The 22,523-nt window shown below is 28.8% G+C and carries 17 protein-coding genes, 1 pseudogene and 1 riboswitch; of the genes and pseudogenes, 14 read left to right on the top strand and 4 right to left on the bottom strand.

Features of this window, described 5'->3' with window-relative positions; translation table 11 throughout:
• Positions 1-48 precede the first annotated feature (48 nt).
• From RWJ08_RS05265 to RWJ08_RS05235, 7 genes and pseudogenes are all read left to right on the top strand, one after another.
• Positions 49-642 carry a TetR/AcrR family transcriptional regulator gene (locus RWJ08_RS05265; protein WP_313961322.1) on the top strand — a complete coding sequence of 198 codons (594 nt, stop codon included), beginning with the start codon at positions 49-51 and terminating at the stop codon, positions 640-642.
• Positions 643-646: 4 nt separating this feature from the next.
• Positions 647-1,984 (top strand): MATE family efflux transporter, encoded by a 1,338-nt coding sequence (locus RWJ08_RS05260; RefSeq protein ID WP_313961321.1) that lies wholly within the window; start codon positions 647-649, stop codon positions 1,982-1,984.
• Between the two features lie 389 nt (positions 1,985-2,373).
• Positions 2,374-2,631: a SemiSWEET family transporter gene (locus RWJ08_RS05255; protein ID WP_313961320.1), complete on the top strand. Its 258-nt coding sequence runs from the start codon at positions 2,374-2,376 to the stop codon at positions 2,629-2,631.
• A gap of 17 nt (positions 2,632-2,648) precedes the next feature.
• On the top strand, positions 2,649-3,158 hold the full coding sequence (locus RWJ08_RS05250; protein WP_313961319.1) for a YetF domain-containing protein: 510 nt from the start codon (positions 2,649-2,651) through the stop codon (positions 3,156-3,158).
• 270 nt (positions 3,159-3,428) lie between these two features.
• Positions 3,429-3,659: pseudogene (locus RWJ08_RS05245) on the top strand (KilA-N domain-containing protein); the annotation flags it as partial.
• 195 nt (positions 3,660-3,854) lie between these two features.
• Positions 3,855-5,561 carry an AAA family ATPase gene (locus RWJ08_RS05240; RefSeq protein WP_313961318.1) on the top strand — a complete coding sequence of 569 codons (1,707 nt, stop codon included), beginning with the start codon at positions 3,855-3,857 and terminating at the stop codon, positions 5,559-5,561.
• Positions 5,545-7,374 (top strand): ATP-dependent helicase, encoded by a 1,830-nt coding sequence (locus tag RWJ08_RS05235; protein ID WP_313961317.1) that lies wholly within the window; start codon positions 5,545-5,547, stop codon positions 7,372-7,374. Before RWJ08_RS05240 ends, RWJ08_RS05235 begins: the two co-directional genes overlap by 17 nt.
• Positions 7,375-7,549: 175 nt before the next feature.
• On the opposite strand, the gene RWJ08_RS05230 is transcribed toward RWJ08_RS05235, so the two are convergent.
• Positions 7,550-8,242 carry a class I SAM-dependent methyltransferase gene (locus RWJ08_RS05230; protein WP_313961316.1) on the bottom strand — a complete coding sequence of 231 codons (693 nt, stop codon included), beginning with the start codon at positions 8,240-8,242 and terminating at the stop codon, positions 7,550-7,552.
• A 141-nt stretch (positions 8,243-8,383) separates the two neighbouring features.
• On the opposite strand from RWJ08_RS05230, the gene fsa reads away from it, so the two are divergent.
• From fsa to RWJ08_RS05210, 4 genes are read left to right on the top strand one after another with little or no spacing between them, the layout of a single operon-like run.
• Positions 8,384-9,025: a fructose-6-phosphate aldolase gene (gene fsa, locus RWJ08_RS05225; protein WP_009354330.1), complete on the top strand. Its 642-nt coding sequence runs from the start codon at positions 8,384-8,386 to the stop codon at positions 9,023-9,025.
• Positions 9,026-9,037: 12 nt separating this feature from the next.
• The gene (gene glpX / locus RWJ08_RS05220; protein ID WP_004832662.1) at positions 9,038-10,018 is read left to right on the top strand and encodes a class II fructose-bisphosphatase; all 981 of its coding nucleotides are present in this window, start codon (positions 9,038-9,040) and stop codon (positions 10,016-10,018) included.
• 1 nt (position 10,019) lies between these two features.
• On the top strand, positions 10,020-11,342 hold the full coding sequence (gene rho, locus RWJ08_RS05215) for a transcription termination factor Rho (RefSeq protein WP_313961315.1): 1,323 nt from the start codon (positions 10,020-10,022) through the stop codon (positions 11,340-11,342).
• Between the two features lie 38 nt (positions 11,343-11,380).
• Entirely contained in the window at positions 11,381-11,842 is a 462-nt protein-coding gene (locus RWJ08_RS05210; RefSeq protein ID WP_009354322.1) for a flavodoxin, read from the top strand.
• A 368-nt stretch (positions 11,843-12,210) separates the two neighbouring features.
• Here RWJ08_RS05210 and uraA read toward each other — a convergent pair whose 3' ends face one another.
• The gene (uraA, locus tag RWJ08_RS05205) at positions 12,211-13,476 is read right to left on the bottom strand and encodes a uracil permease (protein ID WP_313961314.1); all 1,266 of its coding nucleotides are present in this window, start codon (positions 13,474-13,476) and stop codon (positions 12,211-12,213) included.
• Between the two features lie 62 nt (positions 13,477-13,538).
• Positions 13,539-13,664, bottom strand: coding sequence for a hypothetical protein (locus tag RWJ08_RS05200; RefSeq protein ID WP_009354988.1), 126 nt, complete (start codon positions 13,662-13,664; stop codon positions 13,539-13,541).
• A 264-nt stretch (positions 13,665-13,928) separates the two neighbouring features.
• Here RWJ08_RS05200 and RWJ08_RS05195 point away from each other — a divergent pair, with 264 nt between their 5' ends.
• Positions 13,929-15,521 carry an ABC transporter ATP-binding protein gene (locus RWJ08_RS05195; protein ID WP_313961313.1) on the top strand — a complete coding sequence of 531 codons (1,593 nt, stop codon included), beginning with the start codon at positions 13,929-13,931 and terminating at the stop codon, positions 15,519-15,521.
• 490 nt (positions 15,522-16,011) lie between these two features.
• Positions 16,012-17,508, top strand: a complete 1,497-nt coding sequence (yjeM, locus tag RWJ08_RS05190; RefSeq protein ID WP_293439600.1) for a glutamate/gamma-aminobutyrate family transporter YjeM — start codon at positions 16,012-16,014, stop codon at positions 17,506-17,508.
• A 72-nt stretch (positions 17,509-17,580) separates the two neighbouring features.
• Here the strand turns inward: yjeM and RWJ08_RS05185 are convergent, their stop codons facing one another.
• Positions 17,581-18,183 (bottom strand): ECF transporter S component, encoded by a 603-nt coding sequence (locus RWJ08_RS05185; RefSeq protein ID WP_009355047.1) that lies wholly within the window; start codon positions 18,181-18,183, stop codon positions 17,581-17,583.
• A 49-nt stretch (positions 18,184-18,232) separates the two neighbouring features.
• Positions 18,233-18,346, bottom strand: a riboswitch (FMN riboswitch).
• A 208-nt stretch (positions 18,347-18,554) separates the two neighbouring features.
• Between RWJ08_RS05185 and RWJ08_RS05180 the strand changes: the two genes are divergently transcribed.
• Positions 18,555-22,307, top strand: a complete 3,753-nt coding sequence (locus RWJ08_RS05180) for an N-acetylmuramoyl-L-alanine amidase family protein (RefSeq protein WP_313961312.1) — start codon at positions 18,555-18,557, stop codon at positions 22,305-22,307.
• Positions 22,308-22,523 lie beyond the last annotated feature (216 nt).

Here is a 22,523-nt window from a genome sequence, read left to right as displayed (position 1 = left end):
TAGTGTTAATCTATTATTACCGATAGTTATGTCGGTAAGGAGGACAAAATGACTAGAGAACGACTAACATCAAGAGAAAGAAAATTGAAAATACAAAATATTGCATTAGATGTTTTTACAAGAAAAGGATATAAAAACACAAGTATGTATGATTTAGTAAAAGCTACTGGACTGTCCACAGGAGGTTTGTACCACTATTATAAAAGTACAACTGAAATTCTATACGATTTGATGTTAAGAGGTTGTAAATATCGAGAAGACATTATTGAAAAAAAGATATGTGAAATTTCTAAGCCTTTAAGTGTAGAGTTATTAGCTGAAATTACTGTTGATAGGGCACTTTCTACTAATATATTTATTCCAATATATGTTATGTTTTTGCAGTCAATGAAGGAAGATGAAGACTTACAGGAACTTTATAAAAAATTACAGGACAGTTATATCAAAAATTTTAAACGAATGCTGGATGAATATGACTATGGAGAAATTTGTGAAGAATCTTTGAAATTACTCAATGATTTACTTAATACTATTATCTTGAGTTGTGAGACATTGGGAATTAGGGAACATTTAGTTTCACAACGTCAAGTTCTTGAGAAAATGATAATTGATGTTTTAATGATAAATAGAGAAGAGGTGTAATTAGATGAATAAAGATAGTAAAGAGCTCTTAACAGCTAAACCGTTACAAATATTAATTAAACTTTCATTGCCGGCAATATTAGGGATGATTGTTATCGGCTTATATCCGCTAATGGATGGGATTTTTGCCGGCCAGATACTTGGAGAGAAAGCTATGACCGCTGTAGGAATTGCCACTCCGTTCACATATATCAATACGGGTATCGCAACTTTAATTGGGGTAGGTTCAGCGTCACTATTATCCAGAGCCATTGGAGAAGGAAATCAAAAAATAATAGATAAAGTTATGGGAAATCTTTGTTTTTGGATTCTAACATTGTCAACAATTGTTACTGTTTTAGGGATCTTATTTTGCCAACAATTACTTAGTGTATTTGGTGCAAAAGGAGAACTTTTAAATCTTTCTACTCGTTATTTACGAATTATTTTTATAGGGTCTATTTTTGTAAATTTCGCGCAGGCAGCAAATATGGTTATGCGTGGCGAGGGGTTGATGAAACGAGCAATGCTTATTATGGGAATTGGTGCAGGTATAAATATATTGTTGGATCCGATTCTTATGATACTATTTAGAGAGCGTGGTATTGAAGGTGCTGCTGTCGCTACGATAACAGCACAATTTGTTCAGGCAATTTTTACTCTTTGGTATTTTAAGAAAAAAAGTAAAGTTGTAAAAATTGGGATAATTAGAAAAGAAGGGGATATAACCGTAGATATGTTTTCCGTAGGTGTTTCTGCTATGCTTATGCAGGTGTTAACTATTATTCAGCAGAGTTTTCTTTATAGTCAAGCTTTTCGTTATGGTGGAGAAACATCCGCAGCTATTATGGCGGCTATCTTAAGAATACAGGCTTTTTCATTCATTCCACTTTGGGGAATGAGTCAAGGATTACAACCTGCTATTGGTGCCAATTTTGGAGCAGAGCAGTATGACAGGGTCAAAAAAATATTCAATGTTTTCGCTATCAGTTCTATTATATTAGCTGCTTGTTTTTGGATACCTTCAGAAATTTTTGCTAAACCAATTCTTGGATTATTTGGATTATCCGATGAAACACTATTTTTAGCTATTCCGAATTTCCGCATAATGTACAGTATTTTCATTGTTTATGGGGTAATGATTATGACTATAACATTTTTTCAAGCGATTGGAGATGGTAAAACAGCCGGTATTTTAGTTATGTTAAGACAGATAATTTTGTTTATTCCAGCTGTAATTTTATTACCTCGTATGATTGGAGCACAGAGCCTTTGGTACGTTTTGCCAATAATTGATGGAATCGTTGTGTTACTGGGAATTCAGAGATATTTTATGGCAGTAAAAAAAATGGAGAAAAAATAGATTATATAGAAAAACGGTAAATTGTGAATGATTTACTGTTTTTTATTGTGAAACAACAAGGTTCCCGGGAACCCACCCGATGCGAAGCATCGTGGAAGGGTAAGGTTCTTATTGATGAAAATAAAAGATAATATATTATGTAATTGAAAAAATTAGTCGAAAAATTGAAAAATCCAAAAAAAAGATAAAAAACTAATTCAAGGCTTATTATTATGAAAAATGGAGAGCATTATTTTCATACCAAAGAACAGATGTATTTTTCGGATAATTGGTTTAAGAAATTTATAAAAAATGAGTAAAAAATTTCACTAAAATAGATATTTTAAGCTGAAAATATGATATAATTATGTATGCTATTAAAACATTGAATATAGAAAGAAGGAAAATTTATGAATCAAAAAACATTTAAAATTTTAGGATGGGTAGCAACTTGTACTGCAATGTTAATGTATATATCCTATTTTCCACAAATTATTAATAACTTACACGGAAATAAGAGTGGCTTTTTACAACCTATGGTTGCCGCAATTAACTGTACTTTATGGGTTAGTTATGGATTTTTTCAAAAGAAAAAAGATTGGCCTATTATTGTAGCAAATATACCTGGTGTAATTTTTGGAACAATAGCAGCTTTAACAGCTTTATAAAAATTTAGGGGGGAACAATGAATCCATTTCTTTTAGTAGCTATAAAATTGCTAATCGGATTTTTAGCTTTAATAACTATAATAAATATTTCTGGAAAAGGAAATTTAGCACCAAATTCGGCAAGTGATCAAGTTCAAAATTATGTACTTGGGGGAATAATTGGTGGTGTAATTTACAATAATAGTATTAAGATAATAGAGTTTATTGCTATTCTTTGTATTTGGTGTGCTCTTGTGTTAGGCTTAAAATGGCTTAAACAACATGTTGTAAAAGTAAAACAAGTTATAGATGGAAAAGCATTGATAGTTATTGATGAAGGTAAAATTAATATAGAAAATTGTAGAAAAGTAGGTTTATCCGCTCATGATGTATCTTTTAAACTTAGAACTAATAATGTTTATTCAATAAAAGATGTGAAAAGAGCCATTGTTGAACAAAATGGTCAACTTATAATTATTCATTATGGAGAAGAAAATCCAAAGTTCCCATTGATAACAGACGGACATTTGCAAACTGATATAAGATGAAGATTGGTTGATTGAAGAAATTAAAAAACAAGGATTAGAAAAATATAGTGATGTATTTTTGGGAGAATATGTAGATGGAAAGTTAATTCTAGCTCCTTATAATTAATAGTTTCAGAAGTAAAATAGATAGTAGAAATGCTATCTTTTTTTGTTGATAAAAAGGGAATAATAAATTTTAACCGTATGCAATTTGTATTGTATAGAAAATTTTTAAGATATATGATAGAATTATGGTATATAAGTATATATTAGAGATAAGGAGATTCCATTGTGGCAAAAGTAACTAAAGAACAAATTTCAGCAAAAGGATTTGTAATTCAAATTTATACTGAAGATTTTAAAAACGATTATATAAGTCTTACAGATATTGCAAAGTATAAGAATATTGAAGAACCAAATGTAGTTGTTGCAAACTGGATGAGAAATTATAACACTATTGAATATTTAGGTATATGGGAACAGTTAAATAATCCGAACTTTAACTCCCTCGAATTCGAGGGGGTAAAATAAAATACTTATTAATAGATTTTTAATAAACAGATTTTGCCTGCTTAGAACTTGAATCTATAGGTATTTGTGATTTAAAATGTACTTTAAATATTAGAAGGAAATAATTTATTAGGGAATATAATAAAATGTTAAGTGCCTTAGTAAGTTGATATATATATATATTATTTTAAATAGGGAGAAAATTTTATGAAGTTGACTTATGTAAAGTTCTCAAATTATAGAAATCTTGATGGATTAGAGGCAACGATTAACCACGATTTAAATTTTATAGTTGGAGAAAATAATATTGGTAAATCTAATTTCCAAAATGGAATAATTAAAGTCTTATCAGCAAAGCCTTTTCTTAAGGAAGATTTTAAAAATGAAAATAATTCTATAAAAGTAAAAATGAGATTTTGTTTAACTGGTGAAGAGATAGGAATGTTTGATGATTTAGTTGACCCAACGGATTCAAAATATATAAATATTATAGCATGTCAAAAAAATTCTGAAGAGTATATTAGTTATTATCATTTTGAATCAGGAGAACAAATTCAGTCAAATTTGATTAAGAAGGTAAATATTATATCGTATGATTCATTAAGGAATCCTAAGAATGAAATTGATTTTAGAAAAACAAGAGGTGCAGGAGCTTTTTTGAACTATATTGTAAAACGTTATGTTGATATCAATGATTCAAAGAGTATTCTAAAGAGTTCTGAGATTAGAAAAGTAGAAAAGCATGTATCTGAAGTGCTTAAAAAACTTTCTGCTATTGAGAGATTTTCGATAGCTCCACATATTGAAGTAGATGAAGAGGAGATATTATCACGTATACTTTTTTTAAAAGATGAAAATAATATTAATATTCCAGATAATGGATATGGAGTTCAATTTAACTTATTAATATTATTGTCATTGTTGGAAAAAATAATAGATTTTTCAAAGAAACAAGAATCTAAAGAGAGTAAATTTTCAGCATTATTGATATTTGACGAACCAGAAATTCATCTGCATCCCTACCTTCAAAGAGCAATAATGAAAGATATTATAAGTTTGTCAAATGGTGAAGATAAGCAGTTTAATAGTCTTCTTAAGGAATACTTTGGTATTAGTTCAATTTCTGCACAGATAATTGTAACTACTCATTCACCTAATATACTTACTGATAATTATGAAAAGATTATTAGAATGTATAAAAAAGATGGAATAATATATGCTGTATCTGGATGTAACTTACAATTAGAAAGTTCAGAACGCAAACAATTACTTATGCAATTTGAATATATTAAGGAAGCGGTATTTGCAAGGGCTGCTATAATTGTTGAGGGAGATTCTGAGTTTGGTGCGTTTCCGTTTTTTGCAAGACTACTTAAAATTGATTTTGATAAAAATGGAATTGCATTATTAAAAGCTAATGGTGCAGATTCAATTAATCCAATAATAAAATTATTCAGTAAATTAGGAATAAAGTCTGTTGGTGTGATTGATAAAGATAAAAAGAAAAATAAAGAAAAAAATACTATGTATAGTGATTGCTTATTTTTTACAAAAACTAAATGTTTTGATAGTGAAGTGATTAGACAAGTTATTAGTAATAGAACTTTTTCTACTTTAAAAAAAATATTGCTAGAATATGATAGTAAAGGAGTTGATAGAGAAATAAGCAAGAAAAAATTACAGGACACTATATTTAAGTATGATCTTAAATGTATTAATGCAGATAAAGGTTATAAATTTTGTGATGTTTCAGAAAAAGATAATATATATGAAGTAATGTATGTTTCTTGGTTTGAGATTAATAAGGGTATTGTTTTAGGTAAAATAATAGGAAAAAATTTGTCAATAGAAGAAATTCCAAGTTGTTATCTAAGAGCTATTAGAAAGGTATATAAATATGCACGAAATATCTAATGATGTTTTTGATATAATAAAGCAAAACCATGGTGAAGATAAAAAACAACTAGAGATTATAGTATCTCGAGTCAATAGACTTGTTGTTGAAGCACCTGCAGGTTGTGGAAAAACAACTACAATGGTTAGCAAAATTGCTTATATGTTAGCTAATAATACTATACCTAAAAACAAAAAAATTCTTACTTTAACTTTTAGCGTAAACGCAGCTTATAAAATGAAAAAAGATATTTCTGAAAAATTACCAAAAATGGGTTTAAATACAATTCAAAGTCCTAATGACCTAAACGATTTTATTTATATATCAAATTATCATGGGTTATGTAGACGAATATTAAAACTTTATGGATATTTATTTGACGAAAGATTGAAAGATATCAATGATTTTAAGGTATTGAACGAACCAATTAAAAAAGATGAACAGAAAAAATTTTTTTCAGAATATGATATAAATATTTCTGATAATGAACTTGATTTTTTTTATTGTTTTCACAACAAAATACTTAGTTGTGACGAGAATGAAGTGATTAGACTAGAAAATACTTACTGTGATATTTTGAAAAATAAGTTTATTGAAAAAAAGTGTATTACATATAATGGATATTTGATTTTAGCAAGACGTATATTGACAGATAATGTTCAATTATTAAGTTTTTTTCAAAAACTATATCCTGTTGTGATTATAGATGAGTTTCAAGACACTAACGTTCTTAGTTGGAATCTGATTTGTTTATTATTGAGTAGTAATACCAAGTGCTTTTTTATGGGAGACTCATTACAAAGAATATATGGGTTTATTGGAGCAATTCCTGATTTGTTAAGCAAAGCTGTTGATAAGTTTCAAATGGAAAAAATTGTAATGACAACAAATTATAGATTTAAAAACAATCCTCAAATGTTGCTACTAGATAAAAATATAAGAGAAAATGCAAAAAATCCTAAGAAACCTAATATATTACAAGATGCTATTATAAATTTAAAATATAACTCTACTCATGAGGAAGAAACTGAGTGGGTTGTAAATACAATTTCCGATTTACAATTTAAGAGCTCTGGTGAAAGTGTTGCTATACTTGTTCAGCAAAGAGGACCAGGTATTACAACAATTATTAAAAAATTAGAAGATAATCATATTGATTTCTTTTTTGCGTTGTTTACAGATGAAGATGAAGAATACATTATGTTTCATAGAAATGCTTTAAGAATTTTCAATCAAATTTTAGATGAATCTAATTTTGGAAGAGTTAATAAAACTATTTTAAATAAAGTTTATAGAAAACTCAAAGATTTATATTCTGAGAAAGATAGATTGGTAGAATCATTAATTATGCTTGTTGAAGTTTTCTTTGAAAGGGTATGTGTTGAATATAAGTTCTTAGATAATTCTGATAAAATAGCATTTATAAGAGATACTTTTGAAAATCGAGCATTAAAGCAGAATATGGATTTGATAAAATCTAATTTGTTTATTTCTACTGTTCATGGAGCGAAGGGATTGGAATGGGATAATGTGTTAATTCCTGATTTAGAACCTTATTGTTTTCCTAATTTCTCTAGTTTATGTGGTGAATGTATCGAAAAGAAAGCTAAGTATGGCAATGTATTAGAATGTAGGATAAATCCTAAATGTATAAATGAAAAAAAATATATTGAAGAATTAAGCATATTTTATGTTGCTGTAACCAGGGTTAGGAAAAAATTATTCTTTTCTGCTTCAGGAGATAGAAAAAATGCTAGGGGAGAAATCAAAAGTTCAAAAATTAGCTGTTTAGCTTTTTTACCAGGTATTAAAATTAAATATTTAATAAGCTAAAAATACCATCATATTTTACTGAATTATTGATTTTTTGTCTAAACAATTCTTTTATATACTTATTAAATTATATTTTGGAATAATTATATCTTGTATATGTATTAATATCATAAAAAAAGAAAAATTATAATTTTAACAAACCTACTCGTGAATAACGAGTAGGTTTGTTTTTTATCTATTTACTTATTACAAATACTACTGACGGGGAGTTTTCTTCGTCGAATTTGTCTTTTTTGAAGTTTCCGTAGATTTCGTATTTTAGTCCGAGTCTGTTTACGAATGAAATTAGGTCATCAACTAATAGTGGAACTAGGAGTTGTGTGTTTTCAAATTTTTCGTTTTCTGTTGTAAGAACTGTGTTGAAACGGATTTTGCTGTTTTCTCTGTAATAGTTTCTTGTAAATTTTACTTTTGTTCCAAGAGTCGGTAAGGCTCCAAGGAATAGGTCGTTTTTAAGAATGAAAGGTTTGAAGTTTACCCAGCTTAAGACTAATTTTCCGTTTTCTTTTAGTAAGTCCATAGTTTTTAAAATGAAGCTACATATTTGATTTATGTCTTCCAAATGTGCAATTGTTGTTCCAATGCAATAGCAGACGTCGAATTTTTCTTCAAAGTCTAATTCTAACATATTTTTTTCATATACTTTGAGTCCTTTTTTTCTTGCTTCTTCTACCATATTTTCTTCCAAGTCGATGCAAGTTACATTTTTTCCTATGTTTTCTAAGTTTTTTGCAACGAGTCCTGTTGCGCAGCCTATGTCTAAATAGTCTTTTCCATCTGAAATATTATTTAAAAAATTTAATTGTGCTTCATTTGTTGGAAAAATATCTTCATAGTATTTACATATTTCTTTATAAAATTTATTCATAGAAACCTCCATTCTAAAAAATATAATGTTATAATTGATTATACCCAAATTTTTTAAAACAACTTTTTGTTTAGTTAGCATTTTGCATTGTTTTGTGGTAAAATATATTCGAATAGATTAATTATATTTAGGAGGCAATTGATGAAATTTTTTATTGACACAGCTAATGTTGATGAGATAAGAGAGATAAGTAAATGGGGTATTCTTGATGGAGTTACTACGAATCCATCTTTGATAGCGAAAGAGGGAAGAGATTTTGTTGAAGTTATTACTGAAATCACTTCAATCGTTGACGGACCTATTTCAGCGGAAGTTATCAGTCTTGAAGCTGAAGGAATGGTAAAAGAAGCTAGAGAACTTTGTAAGATAAATAAGAATATTGTAATAAAAATTCCTATGACTGAAGAGGGACTAAAGGCTGTTAATGTTTTAAGTAAAGATGGAATAAAGACAAATGTTACTTTAATTTTCTCTGCAACTCAAGCACTTCTTGCAGCAAAGGCAGGAGCAACTTATGTAAGTCCGTTTTTAGGTAGACTTGATGATATTAGCTCTGAAGGAATGATTTTAATTGAAGATATTTTTGAAGTTTTCAGTAATTATGCGATTACAACTGAAATCATTGCCGCATCTGTAAGAACTCCAATGCATGTTCTTCAAATTGCAAAGAGTGGAGCAGATATTGCAACGGTACCTTATAAGGTGTTCAAACAAATGTTAAAACATCCACTAACTGATATAGGAATTGAAAAGTTTTTAAAAGATTGGGAAAGTGTTAAATAATAGGAGGAAACTATGGATAGAAATTTAACTTTAAATTTAGTAAGAGTTACAGAAGCTGCGGCAATTCGTTCTTCATATTTTTTAGGAAAAGGCGATAAAAACGGTGCAGATGGAGCAGCTGTTGAAGCAATGAGATCAATGTTCAACGAACTTCCAATGGAAGGAACTGTTGTTATTGGAGAAGGTGAAATGGACGAAGCTCCTATGTTATATATTGGCGAAGTTGTAGGAAATGGACAAGAAGGAGTCGCAAAGGTTGATATTGCAGTTGATCCTGTTGATGGAACTTCCCTTGTAGCAAATGGATTGCCAAATGCAATTGCAGTTGCTGCTTGTGCACCTGCAGGTTGTTTATTACATGCACCTGATATGTATATGGATAAGATTGCAGCGGGTCCTTTGGCTGTTGATTGCATACATATTGATTTACCTATCGAAATGAATATAAGAAGACTTGCGAGAGCTTTAGGAAAAGAAGTTGGAGAAGTTACAGTTAGTATTTTAAATAGAGAAAGACATCAAGATATTATAGATAGAGTTAGAAAACTTGGTGCGAGAATAAAACTTTTTGAAGCCGGAGATATTGCTCAAGCCATTGCAACTTGTATTGATAATAGTGGTTGTGATTTAATGGTTGGAATCGGTGGGGCACCTGAAGGTGTTTTAGCTGCTGCGGCTATTAAAGCATTGGGTGGAGTTTTCCAAGGAAGACTTGTTCCTGCTGATGAAGAAGAATTTAGAAGATGTGAAGCTATGGGACTTGAAGATCCACTAAAAGTTTTAGAAATGAATGACTTAGTAAAAGGGGATGAAGTTTTATTTGCTGCAACAGGGGTAACTGATGGCGAACTTATTAATGGAGTTAGACATATTGGTAATGATAGAGTTAAGACTTACTCTGTTGTAATGAGAGCAGAAACAGGAACAATTAGAAATATTGAAGCAACTCATAGAATTTCTAAAAAACCTGAATATGCAAAGATAAAGAGATAGTATGAATATAGAACTTTTAAAAGGAAAATATCTTGATGAATTAAAAACTATTGCAAAGTCTTATGGAATTGCAAATGTTTCAAAGTATAAAAAGAATGAATTAATATCTGAAATTTTAAAGGCAGATAATGGCTTTGAAAGTGAAGAGTCTGAACGAATTAATATAAATGAGCCCGTTGAAAATGAAAATGATTCAAAGACTAATACAAAAACTAATACAAAAACAGTTTGTGGGCTTATTGATATTACTGCAGACGGTTATGGTTTTTTGCGCTCAAATGGCTATGACTCAGGAGAAGAAGACATTTATGTCTCACCAACTCAGATAAGAAGATTTAGGCTTAAAAAGGGAGATAAAATTTTAGGTTTAACTAGAGAGAGTAAAGAAACCGAAAAATTTTCTCCTCTTATCTATATAAATGAAATAAATGATATTAAGGTTTCTGAATTAAAATCGAGAAAAGATTTTGACGATTTAATTCCGATTTATCCGAATGAAAAATATACTTTAGAAACTGAAAAGAACGAAGTTTCAACTAGAATAATTGACTTTTTAGTACCTATTGGAAAGGGACAGAGAGCTTTAATTGTTGCTCCTCCAAAGGCGGGAAAGACAAGCCTACTTCGTTCGATTTTAAAAGGCATAGAACTCAATAATCCAAAGAGCAAGATTTTTGTTTTACTTATTGGAGAAAGACCAGAAGAAGTTACAGAAATGAAGAGATTTACAAAAGCTGAAGTAATAGCTTCAACTTTTGATGAATTACCTCAAAATCATATAAGACTTGCAGAATTTGTACTTGAAAGAGCAAAAAGACTTGTAGAGCTTGGAGAAGATGTAGTTATTTTGGTTGACAGCATAACAAGACTTTCAAGAGCCTACAATGTAAATACACCGTCCTCCGGAAAAACTCTTACGGGTGGACTTGATCCTTTTGCATTGCATAAGCCTAAAAGATTTTTCGGCTCAGCGAGAAATGTTGAAAATGGTGGAAGTTTAACTATAATTGCGACAACTCTTGTGGATACGGGAAGCAAAATGGACGATATGATTTATGAAGAATTTAAGGGAACAGGAAATATGGAAATTCATTTGAGTAGAAAACTTTCGGAACTTAGAATTTTCCCTGCCATTGATATTTATAAATCAGGAACAAGAAAAGATGATTTACTTTTGACAGAAGAAGAAATACAATCTGCAAATTTAATTCGTAGAAAACTTTCAAATACAAATACTAACGAAATTATGGAAAATTTAGTAAAAAACATAAAGAAAACTGAAAACAACAAGGAATTTTTCAAAGCTATCTTAAAAAATAATTAAAAATTAAAGTTTCGATTTGAAACTTGAAGGAGATTTAAATGAAAATTTTAGTTGTGTATTATTCCTATTCAGGAATAACTAGAAAATTAGCGGAAGATATCGCTTTAATTACAGATGGAGATTTGTTGGAATTAAAACCACTAAGACCTTATTCTTTTTCATATAATACGGCAGTAAAAGAAGCTAGAAATGAAATTGATAAGGGATACTGTCCGCCTTTAACTGAAGAAATAGGAAATCTTGATGATGTGGATATAGTTTTTATAGGCTCACCTAATTGGCTTAAGACTTTTGCACCACCAGTTCTTACTTTTTTACGTAATGCAAATTTGGATGGCAAAACAATTATTCCTTTCTGCACTCATGGTGGTGGAGGTTTTGGAAGAATGATTGACGATATCAAAAAAGAATGTAAAAATTCTACAGTAAAAGATGGATTAGCCTTAAGTGGATATTATGATTTTGATGAATTACAAAAATGGCTAGAAAATAATTTATAAAATTATGGATTTTATAGAAAAACTCAACTTTGCTAAAGGTTGAGTTTTTACTTTTGGTATAAAATATTATTAGATTATTTTGATGTATCGAAGATACATCGGATAAAAAATATATTAACTAAAAATCTTTTGGGTATTTATGTTGTAATTATATAGCTGTTTTATTTTTACATAAGTCCTGTACAGGACTTACTATTATTTGTAAACAAATAATAGTTGAGATCTTTCGACTACACTACGTTTCGCTCAAGATGACGTGTTGGTCAATACCGACTAGTTTGGTACTATGACGTGAAGCTTTTTGCTCTTCTAACTTTTATAGAATTAAAAAACTCAACTTTGAATCAAAAAGTTGAGTTTTTTACTATTTATTTATGATTTGAAAGTCCGAATTTGTTTAAAAAATGGAATATTAAACTTAATACTACTGCAACCATACTTGCAAGAACCATTCCTTTTAATTGCATTCCAAAGAAATTAATTGAAATTCCACTAAGTCCTGTTACGAATACAACTGAAGTCAAAATTAAATTTTGGCTATTTGAGTAGTCAACTTTTGAATCAACTAAGAGTCTTATTCCAGAAGTACCAATCATTCCGTAAAGTAAGAATGTTATTCCACCAATTACATTTCCTGGTATGCTTTGAATTAACATACTTAAAGGGGCGATAAATGCCATACATATTGAGATTACCGCTGCACCGGCAATTACATAAACTGAATAAACTTTAGTAACTGCCATTACGCCGATGTTTTCTCCATAAGTTGTTGTTGGGACTCCACCTACAAGAGCGGATAACATAGTTGAGAAGTTATCGGCAAAGATACTTCTGTGTAAGCCCGGATCTTCTAAAAGATTTTGACCGATTATATTACTTGTTACAACTTGATGACTTATATGTTCTGAAGTTATAACGAGTAATGCAGGAAGCATTATCAAACTTGCTTTGAAGTCGAAAATTGGAAATTGAAATTCCGGTATTGTAAATAATGTTGAAGATGTAACTGTAGAAAAGTCAATCATTCCAAAAGCTAAAGCTGCAATATATCCACAGATGATAGCAATAAGGATTGGAATTGTTCCTAAAAATTTTCTAAATACAACTGAACCTAAAATCGCAACTGAAAGAGTGATTAAAAATACATAAACATCAGCATTAGTTGAAGTTTCGGTCAATATATTTGCACCTATTTTTCCGCCTCTTATTGTATTTCCTGCAAGTTCAAGACCAATAAGAGAAACAACAGCACCCATTGCTGCAGGTGGAAGCACAATATTTATCCAATCTGTTCTGAATTTATAGATTAAATACGCTAAGATACAACCTAAAAATCCTGTTGTTGCAAATGCCCCAAGAGCATATCTATAACCCATAGTGTTTATAATAACAGTACCTACTCCTAAGAAGGCAAAACTTGAACCTAAATACGCAGGAGCCTTTCCCTTTGTAATAAAAATAAACAACAATGTACCTATACCATTCATCAAAAGAACAATTCCGGGGTTCACATTAAATAAAATTGGAACTAAAACTGAAGCTCCAAACATAGCAAAAGTATGTTGTAAACTCAAAGGTATAAGCATTGTAACAGGAACTTTGTCCCTTACACCGATAATTTCTTTATTATTCATAAATCCTCCTTCTACTTGAGTCTTAAAAATATAAAAAAAATGAAATAACAACAGTTATTTCATTAATAATTAAATACAATATTTTTTAAGACAATAAGTCCATTATTAAAATCAAAAAAGAGAGTCGTTAAAACAAAATCAAAATAATTAAATATATTTTCTTTAGAAAACTTAATCAAATTTGTCATAACATACCTCCTTAAATTTATCTTTACAATTATACAGCATAAAACACAAAAAGTAAAGTCTTAAATTTCATAAATTTATTAAAAATTAAAGATTTCATTTTGATTTTTAGTATGATATAATTAAGTTTACCATAAACATTTCAAAAAGAGAACTTAATTTCATCATACTTAACCTCTAAAAAAGTTATAGAAATGAAAAGTATGATATAATTAAGTTGTGTAAAAAGTGAATTATGTTATTAAAATAATTATTTAGGAGTAAAAATGAAAGATTATTTATCTAAAGTTAAAAAATATATTATTCTTCAAGTAGTATTGGATTTTATTGGAGTTATTTGTTTAGCATTAACTCCATTGATTCAAAAGTGGTTATTCGACTATGGATTACAAAGCACGTCAAGTCAAATAATTTTAGCAATTCTATTATATGCTTTATTACTTGGAATTTATTCATTAATGCAATATTTTTGTGTTTTAGTAGCATTTAAATCAGGAATTTCATTTGAAACAAGACTTAAAAAGAATTTTTTTGATAAAATTTTTAATATGAATAGTAAAGTTTTTAGAGAGAAGCCAATAGGGGAATATATTTCTATTCAATCAAATGATATTACTGCATTAGAACAAGATTATTTACAACCAATTGTAGATGTAATTCGTTCTGTAAATATGATGTTGATTTATGGAGTTATTATTTTTATGAATATCAATTATAAAATTGGTCTAGTAGTAGTTTTATCTTCTATTTTTGCGATTTTTATTCCAAAAATATTTGGAAAAATGTTGGATAATAGCAGAAGTAAATACCAAAGACATCTTGGGAAATATACTTCAACTATTTCTGATTTGCTTGAAGGTTTTGGTTTAATAAATTCTAAAACGATTGAAAATATAAAAAATAGACATAATGAGATTCTACATAAAACAGCAGATAAAAGATATGAATTTGGAAAGAAAAAGGCTCTTGTACTTGGAGTAAGTGATTTAATGACCAAAATGGTTAGGGCATTAACTTTTGCAATTGTAGGATATTTATTCTATAAAAAAGAGATAACAGTAGGTGTGGCAATAGCAACACTAAGCTATTCTTCTGCATTTATCGACCCTATTGATAGTTTGCTATACGACATTACAGCTATTCGTTCAGTTAATTCTACAAAACAAAATATCCTTTCGTTTTTAAATCAAAAATCAGAAACAGAAAGCAAAAAAGAATTGGAAAATTTTAAAAATGAGCTGATTTTTGATAATGTAAAATTCACAGTTGATAAACTACAACTAGAAGATATAAATTTAAAAATAGAAAAAGGGAAAAAATATGCAATTGTTGGCAAATCAGGTGCAGGAAAGTCAACTTTTTTAAATTTATTACTTGGAATACTTAAGCCAAATCAGGGGAAAGTCATTATTGACGGAGAAAATGTAAAAGAGCTTAATTTATCAAATACATTGCTTTATATGAGTCAACATGAGCATATTTATCGTGCATCTGTAAAAGAAAATATAACTGTTTTTGATTCATATTCCTATGATTATATTCCTAATAATGCTCATGAAATTGCTATGATAAAGGATATTCTTAATAGAAATACTGATGACTGTTCAAACTTTAGTGGTGGTGAAAAAAGAGTTCTTGCATTACTTCGTATATTGTGTAGAAAAGGAGAAATACTGGTTTTAGATGAACCTTTTACAGGTGTTGATACGGAAAGTGTTTCAAAATTAGAAGATATTTTATTGAAAACGAATCAAACAGTTTTGATTGTAACACATAATACATCTATTGAGCATCTAAAAAAATTTGATAATATAATTAAGGTGATAGACGGAAAAGTTTTTATTGAAGATGTAAAGTAAAAATTTAAAAATAGTTTTATTAAAACGGCAAAATTAAAAGCCGTTTTTTTATGCATTTTTGAATTAATTCATTTGTACGAAAGAAAGTAAAAAACTTTTTTAAATACGCAAAAGTTTTTTTACATAAATATAAAATAAGAAAAAATTGTCAAAGATACATATTTTAAAAGATGATATTATCAAAATATGCAAAATAACGTCAACTCTTAAGCTGTGAATAAATGTTATATTAAAATTACTTATGAAAGTTTTTGCGTATAAATTTGTCATAGCATAACAATCTAACTTAAAAGTGATGATACCTTTAGAATATGATATATATCACTATTATAAACTTAATTTTTTTATAAAAATTCAATATTTTGAATATATGGCTTAATTTTGAAAATCATACTCGATTAGAAATATAAAATTTTTTTATGATATGTTGACAGGACTGTGATTTTATGTTAAAATTCAAAATGTAAAAAATAAATATTGGAGGGATATTATGTCTAAAAAGAAATTGAGTTTAAGAGCACTCGTTTTGATGGTGTTCACTTCTGTTTTTGGGTTTACTAACATCACAAGATCATATTATCTTATGGGATACGCAGCTATTCCTTGGTTTATTATTTCTTGTGTTGCATTCTTCTTGCCATTTGCATTTATGATTGCAGAATATGGCTCAGCTTTCAAAGATTCTGAGGGGGGAATCTACTCATGGATGGAAGGAAGTTCAGGAAGTAAGTATGCATTTATGGTAACGTTTATGTGGTATGCATCTTACATTGTATGGATGGTAAATGTTGGTTCAGGTATTTGGATAGTTTTATCAAATGCAATTTTTGGGGTTGATAAAACTCAAAGTTGGTCATTATTTGGACTTGACTCTGTAAAAACATTAGGTATTCTTGCTATTATATGGATTGTATTTTTAACATTCATTTCTAACAAAGGTGTTGATAAAATTAAAAAGTTCACATCTTTTGGTGGTAGTGCCGTAGCATTGATTAATGTATTTTTATTTGTTGGCGGAATTTTAATGTTAATCCTTAATAAAGGTGGAGTTGGTGATCCAATAACTGTTGATGCTTTAGCTCATTCACCAAACCCTGCTTATGCTGGTGGTTTACAAGTATTATCATTCATAGTATATGCTATATTTGCTTATGGTGGTTTGGAAGTTGTTGGTGGACTTGTTGACCAAACTGAAAATCCTGAAAAGAACTTTCCAAAAGGTATAGTTATTTCAGCTATTGTTGTATCTTTAGGATACTCATTAGGTATTTTGATTTTTGGTACTTTTACTAAATGGTCATTTGCATTTACACAATTTTCAACACAAAAAATCACTTTAGGTAATGTATCATATATTGCTATGAATCACATGGGATATCAATTAGGACTTGCTTTTGGTCTTGCTGAATCTGCTGCAAGAAATGTAGGACTTTGGGTTGCTCGTTATATGGGTATTTCAATGTTCCTTGCTTTAACTGGAGCATTCTTTACTCTTATTTATTCACCATTAAAACAATTAATTGGTGGAACTCCTAAAGAATTATGGCCAAAATCATGGACTGAACAAAAGAATGGAGTATATACTAAACCAATGATATATCAAGCAATTTGTGTAGTTGTAATCATATTTATAGTATCATTTGGTGGAAAGAGTGCACAACAATTTTTCCAAATTTTAGTTTCCATGACTAATGTATCTATGACTTTACCTTATTTCTTTATTGCTTATTCATTCTTAGCATTTAGAAAAAATGAAAATATTGAAAGACCTTTTGTAAGATTTAAAACATATTCAACAGTTAAAGTTGTTGTAGCAGTTACTTGCTTTATAGTTGGTTTTGCAAACTTATTTACAGTTATTGAACCAGCTATTTCATCAGGAGATTGGTTAACAACAATAATGTCAATCGCTGGACCATTATTATTCACTTTGATTGCATTATTACTTTATAGAAGAATGGAAAAAACAAAAGGAATAGAAAAATAAAATAAGAAATATAAAGAAACGGCAAATATAATTTGCCGTTTTTTGATGTATTTATTAAAAAAGCATAGAGTTCTATGCTTTTCTTTTTAGTATTGGGGAAATTCTTTTATATAATAAAGATGTTACAATTGACGTAACTGCTGTCTTAACTAAGTTAAAAGGTAGGACTGAAAATACCATTAATGTAAAGTAACTTTTTACAAGAGGATTTATTTTTGCTACCATACCTACAAAAGAATTTAAGTCAATTTTTAACAACTTCGCATAAAGTGGAAATATAACAAAATAATTGCTCAAAGTTGCAACCAAAGACATTGAAATACTACCGATTAAAAGACCTAACAAAGCAGATTTTTTACTTTTGTTATGTTTATAGATAAATGCTGTTGTCAATACGAATGCTGAAGAAACTATTAAATTTGAAAGTTCTCCAACATAAAAAGTTTTTGTTCCATTAATTACAATATTAAGTAATATTTTTATACATACTATTAAAAATCCTGCTAGTGGTCCCATTGCAAATCCTCCGATTAATGCAGGAAGTTCTGCAATATCCATTTCCATAAATGTAGGTGCAAAAGGTAGTGGAATTTTAATAAACATTAAAAGTACAGATATTGATGCAAGAATTGCAATCTTTGTAATTTCTGAAATACCGAATTTTTTGTTATTCATAATAACCTCCTAAAATTTAGCAAAAAAAAATGCCATCTTTAGGGCATAAACATCTCTTCTTTCATCCAGACTTTAACTGTCGGTATTGGAATTTCACCAATTCAGCATAATGCTCGCAGACTTTACTGCCGGTGAGGAAACGACCCTCGCCCTGAAGATAGGTTGAGTATATCATAAATAATAAGCATTGTCAATAGAGAAAATTTTATTTTAAGTCTAAGAAAAGCATATTCTATATGTTTTTAATAAAGATTATTAATGAATAATGATTATTCATAAAAATTATTTATTCATTGATAAATTATTTGCAAAAAAATTTTCTGTAATATATAATCTATATGTTAGAAAATTTTTAAGGAGGTAGCATTAGAATGAAAATGCTTAAAAAAATCTTTGCATTTGTACTTTTGTTTTCAATTGTATTTAGTTCTATCGGTATAAATACTTTTGCAAAAGAAACAAGTGCTTTAACTGATGTAGAAGATACAACTGTTATGTCTCCTACTGAGGACGGAAAGAGGACCTTTACACTTAAGGGTTCTGATTTAGAAGAAGAAGATATTAAGGCTAAAGTAGTACTTAAAGGAAGTACAGAACGTTTAACTGAAGTTGAAAAGTCAATAACTTTTTCTGAAGAAACAAAAGAAAACACAAGTAATAAAGTTGTTACTTTAACTTTTCCTAAAAATGAAACTGGAAAAATGCAACAATATGAAGTTTCTTTTAGTGTCAAAGGAGATAATGAATCTTTTGTAGATGAGTTTAAAAAAGTTATAAGAATAAGAAAGAGCTCTTCAAGTGGTGGTGGAGCTGTTGTACCACCTGTAAATCCTGAACAACCTAAACCTGTTGAAGAAAATGCAATTTTAAATGTAACAACAGATACTGAAAACTTGTCAGCAGAAGGTGGACAGGTCAATTTAACATTATTTACTAAAAAAATTAATGATAAACATATATCTTCTAAAGATGTAAAACTTCAAGTATCTTTAGATGGAATTGTAACAGAATTAGGAAAAAATATAGAAGTAAAAGGTGAAAAAGCAAAAAAGACTATAACTCTAAAGTTTCCTAAGAATAATACTTCTAAAGAGCAAGTTTATACTATAAAATTCAATACAAAAGGCTCTGAAACAGATTTTCAAGATGAACCAATAGTTACTATTAAAGTTGCACCATCTGAGCAAAATAATGAAGAAAATGCGATTATTAGAGTAACACCTGAAAATCAAAACTTGCCAACGGAAGGGGGAGAAATAAATTTAGAATTAATTACTAAGAGAGTTAATGAAAATCATATTTCTGCTGAAAATGTTAAAGTACAAGTATTATTAAATAATATTCCTACTGATTTAGGAAAAAATGCAGTAGTTAAAGGAAATAAGGCTAGAAAGACAATTACTTTAAGTTTTCCAAAGAATGAAACTTCTAAGGACCAAGTTTATACTATAAAGTTTAATACAAATGGATCTGAAACTGTATTTCAAGATAATCCAACAGTTAAGATTACAGTTGAAGCTTCTGAGCAAAGTAAAATGCTTGTAAATGAACTTAGAGTGAAAACTCCTAATCTACCTAAGGCGGGTGGAGCTAATACTATAACTGTAAAAGGTGAAAATTTAGAATCAGATAAACTTAAACTTGAAATTTTTAAAATTGAAAATGGTATTGAAACTAAAATTAATATAGATTATACTTTTGCAGGAACAAGCGAAGTTCAAAGTGCAACTTTAAATTTCCCAAAAGCAAAGTCAAATAAGGAAGAAGTATATAAGATAAGATTAAAAGATAAAGAAGTTACTGTTACTGTAGGTGGCGAAGAAAGTGGAGAAGTAGTTGATTTAGTTCCAAGTAACGTTTATCTTAATAACAGTAAAACAAAAGTCACTTTAAAATTTGATGAAAAAATTTTTCCAGTAAAGGACATTGAAAGTCTAAAATCTGGAATTTCTTATAAAAAATCTGTATCAGATAATTTTGAAAATTTAAAGCCGGAAGATAAGGTTGAAGTGGTTGAAGATAGAATTGTAATCACTTTAGCAAATCCAATTGAAATTAAAATGGGAGCAAAGATTAACTTTGCAGATAGAATAATCAAAGACGGAAAAGATAGAGAAAACAGAGCCTTTGAAAGATTTATTAATGATGCATTACCAACAGTAAATGAAGCTAATTTTGTTGAAGGAGAAATTTTAACAAAAGTAGGTGGAAATGCAAAAGTTAAGATAATTGGAGAAAACTTAAAAGAAGCTCTTAAGGTTAAAATCTTAAAGAATAATAAAGATAAAACTTCTAATTCTGAAATAACAGAATCAGCGGATGTAAAAGTTGAAGTTATAAATAACAATCAACAAAATATATCTTTTAAATTACCAGCAAATAAAAGCTTAAAAGCAGAAACTTATTCAGTTATGGTATCTTTAGATGGTGGAAAAACATATTCTTCAGCAATTGGAGTAAATATATTACAAAATAGAGCAAAAAGATTAGTTTCAACAGTTTTACCTACAGATAAAATAACAGACAAGCCAATTTTGAGTTTTATGTCAATTCAGTCCTATGGAACATCAGGCGGTGGTACTGAACAACCTGATGTAACTCATACTTATACTCCAGTTGGTCAAGAAAGTAAGAAAACTTGGGTTACTATGTTTGGTGCAAATTTTAATAAATCTTTAACGAAGATAAAAATTGTAGATGAAAACGGAATAGAATGGTACCCGCTACAAAATGAGGGAACATCTGATAGTATGGATAATTTCATAATGGTAAGTGCAGATGGGACTGGAATTTACGGAAATGGAAATACTCAAATGTTTGAACTTATTTGTCCAAGAAATGTTACAATCCCAACTAATCCGAATGGAGATGTTACTTTTAAATATTTAGTTGCTGTTGATGGTGAAAATTTTGATGAAGAAGTTTTTGTAAAAGCAACTGTTGTAAATGATAAAGTTGGAAAAAAGGAAAATATGACAGCAGATGAAATATCTGAAGTAAAAGTAAAACATCAAACAGAAAATGGCAAAGTAGTTTCTAAAGAAATAACTGTTAAAGGTTATAAATGGTCTAAACTTAGATCTTTTAATGTAAGACCTATAGAAAACAATGAGGATTTTGAAGCTGTAAAATATAAGATAGTAAGAGCTGATGGAAGTGTTGAAGAAAAAGAAATAGGAAATATCCATGAAGAAAAAGTTAGAGATATTAAAGAAGTAACTTTTATCTATAAGAGCAAAATAAATCCAGATGAAGTAAAAACTCTTACTGATTCAGAAACTAAGATTTCTGTAACAGGTAAAAATTTAACTGGAAAAGAAATTGTAGTTAATAGATTATGGATAATTAAGTCAAAAGATGTTTCTGTATTCGATATTTACTTTGTAGATTCAGTTACAAAAGAAAAAGTTCAATTGCCAATGGACCAATATACGGTTAAAATTCCAAAAGAAAATGGTAGAGAAGCTCTTAAGGTATTTTATTTGAATGATAATAATGAAAATGAAGAGATTAAATTTACACAAGATGAAAATTTTGTAACATTTAATACGACTCACTTCTCTAAATATGGTGTTGAATATAAGCCTAATAATCCAGAACAAACAGAAGTTTATGAATGGGTTAAAAATGATGATGGAACATGGACATATCAATCATCTGATGGGAAGTTAGTAGTAAAAGACAGCTGGAAATTTATAGACAATGAATGGTATAGATTTGACAAAGATGGTAAAATGCTATCAAATAAATGGTTTGAAGAAAATGGAAAATGGTACTATATTGAAGAAAATGGAACAATGTCTAAAAACGAATGGATAATCGTTAATGGAGAATGGTACTATGCAAATACAAGTGGAAGAATTTCGCAAAACGAATGGGTACTAGTAAACGAAAATTGGTACTATGCAAATGCAAGTGGAAGAATTTCACAAAATGAATGGGTATTAGTAAATGGAAATTGGTACTATGCAAATGCAAGCGGACGTATAGCAGATAGCGAGTGGTTCATAGTAGGAGGCAAATGGTATTATGCTGAAAAAGGTGGACTAATTGCTCAAGGAAAAACTCTAAAAATCAATAATGTAAATTATATATTTGATTCAAATGGTGTATTAGTTAAATAGTAAAAAATAATCTTATTAAAAACTCCGATAATATTATCGGAGTTTTTTTAAGTTTTTAATTGATAAATCGATATTCTACTATAAAATTTTATTATGAATAAAGAGTTTCAATTAAAATTTCTAATTTTACTATACAAAATATATGTGATATAATACAAATATGACATTATGAGTTAGTGTATTTGACTAAATGATAATAAAAAATTTTTATTACAG

The organism is uncultured Parvimonas sp. (assembly GCF_963524015.1).
Taxonomy (GTDB): domain Bacteria; phylum Bacillota; class Clostridia; order Tissierellales; family Peptoniphilaceae; genus Parvimonas.
The sequence above is the reverse complement of the archived record's forward strand: the minus strand, read 5'-3'. Positions and strand labels throughout refer to the sequence as shown.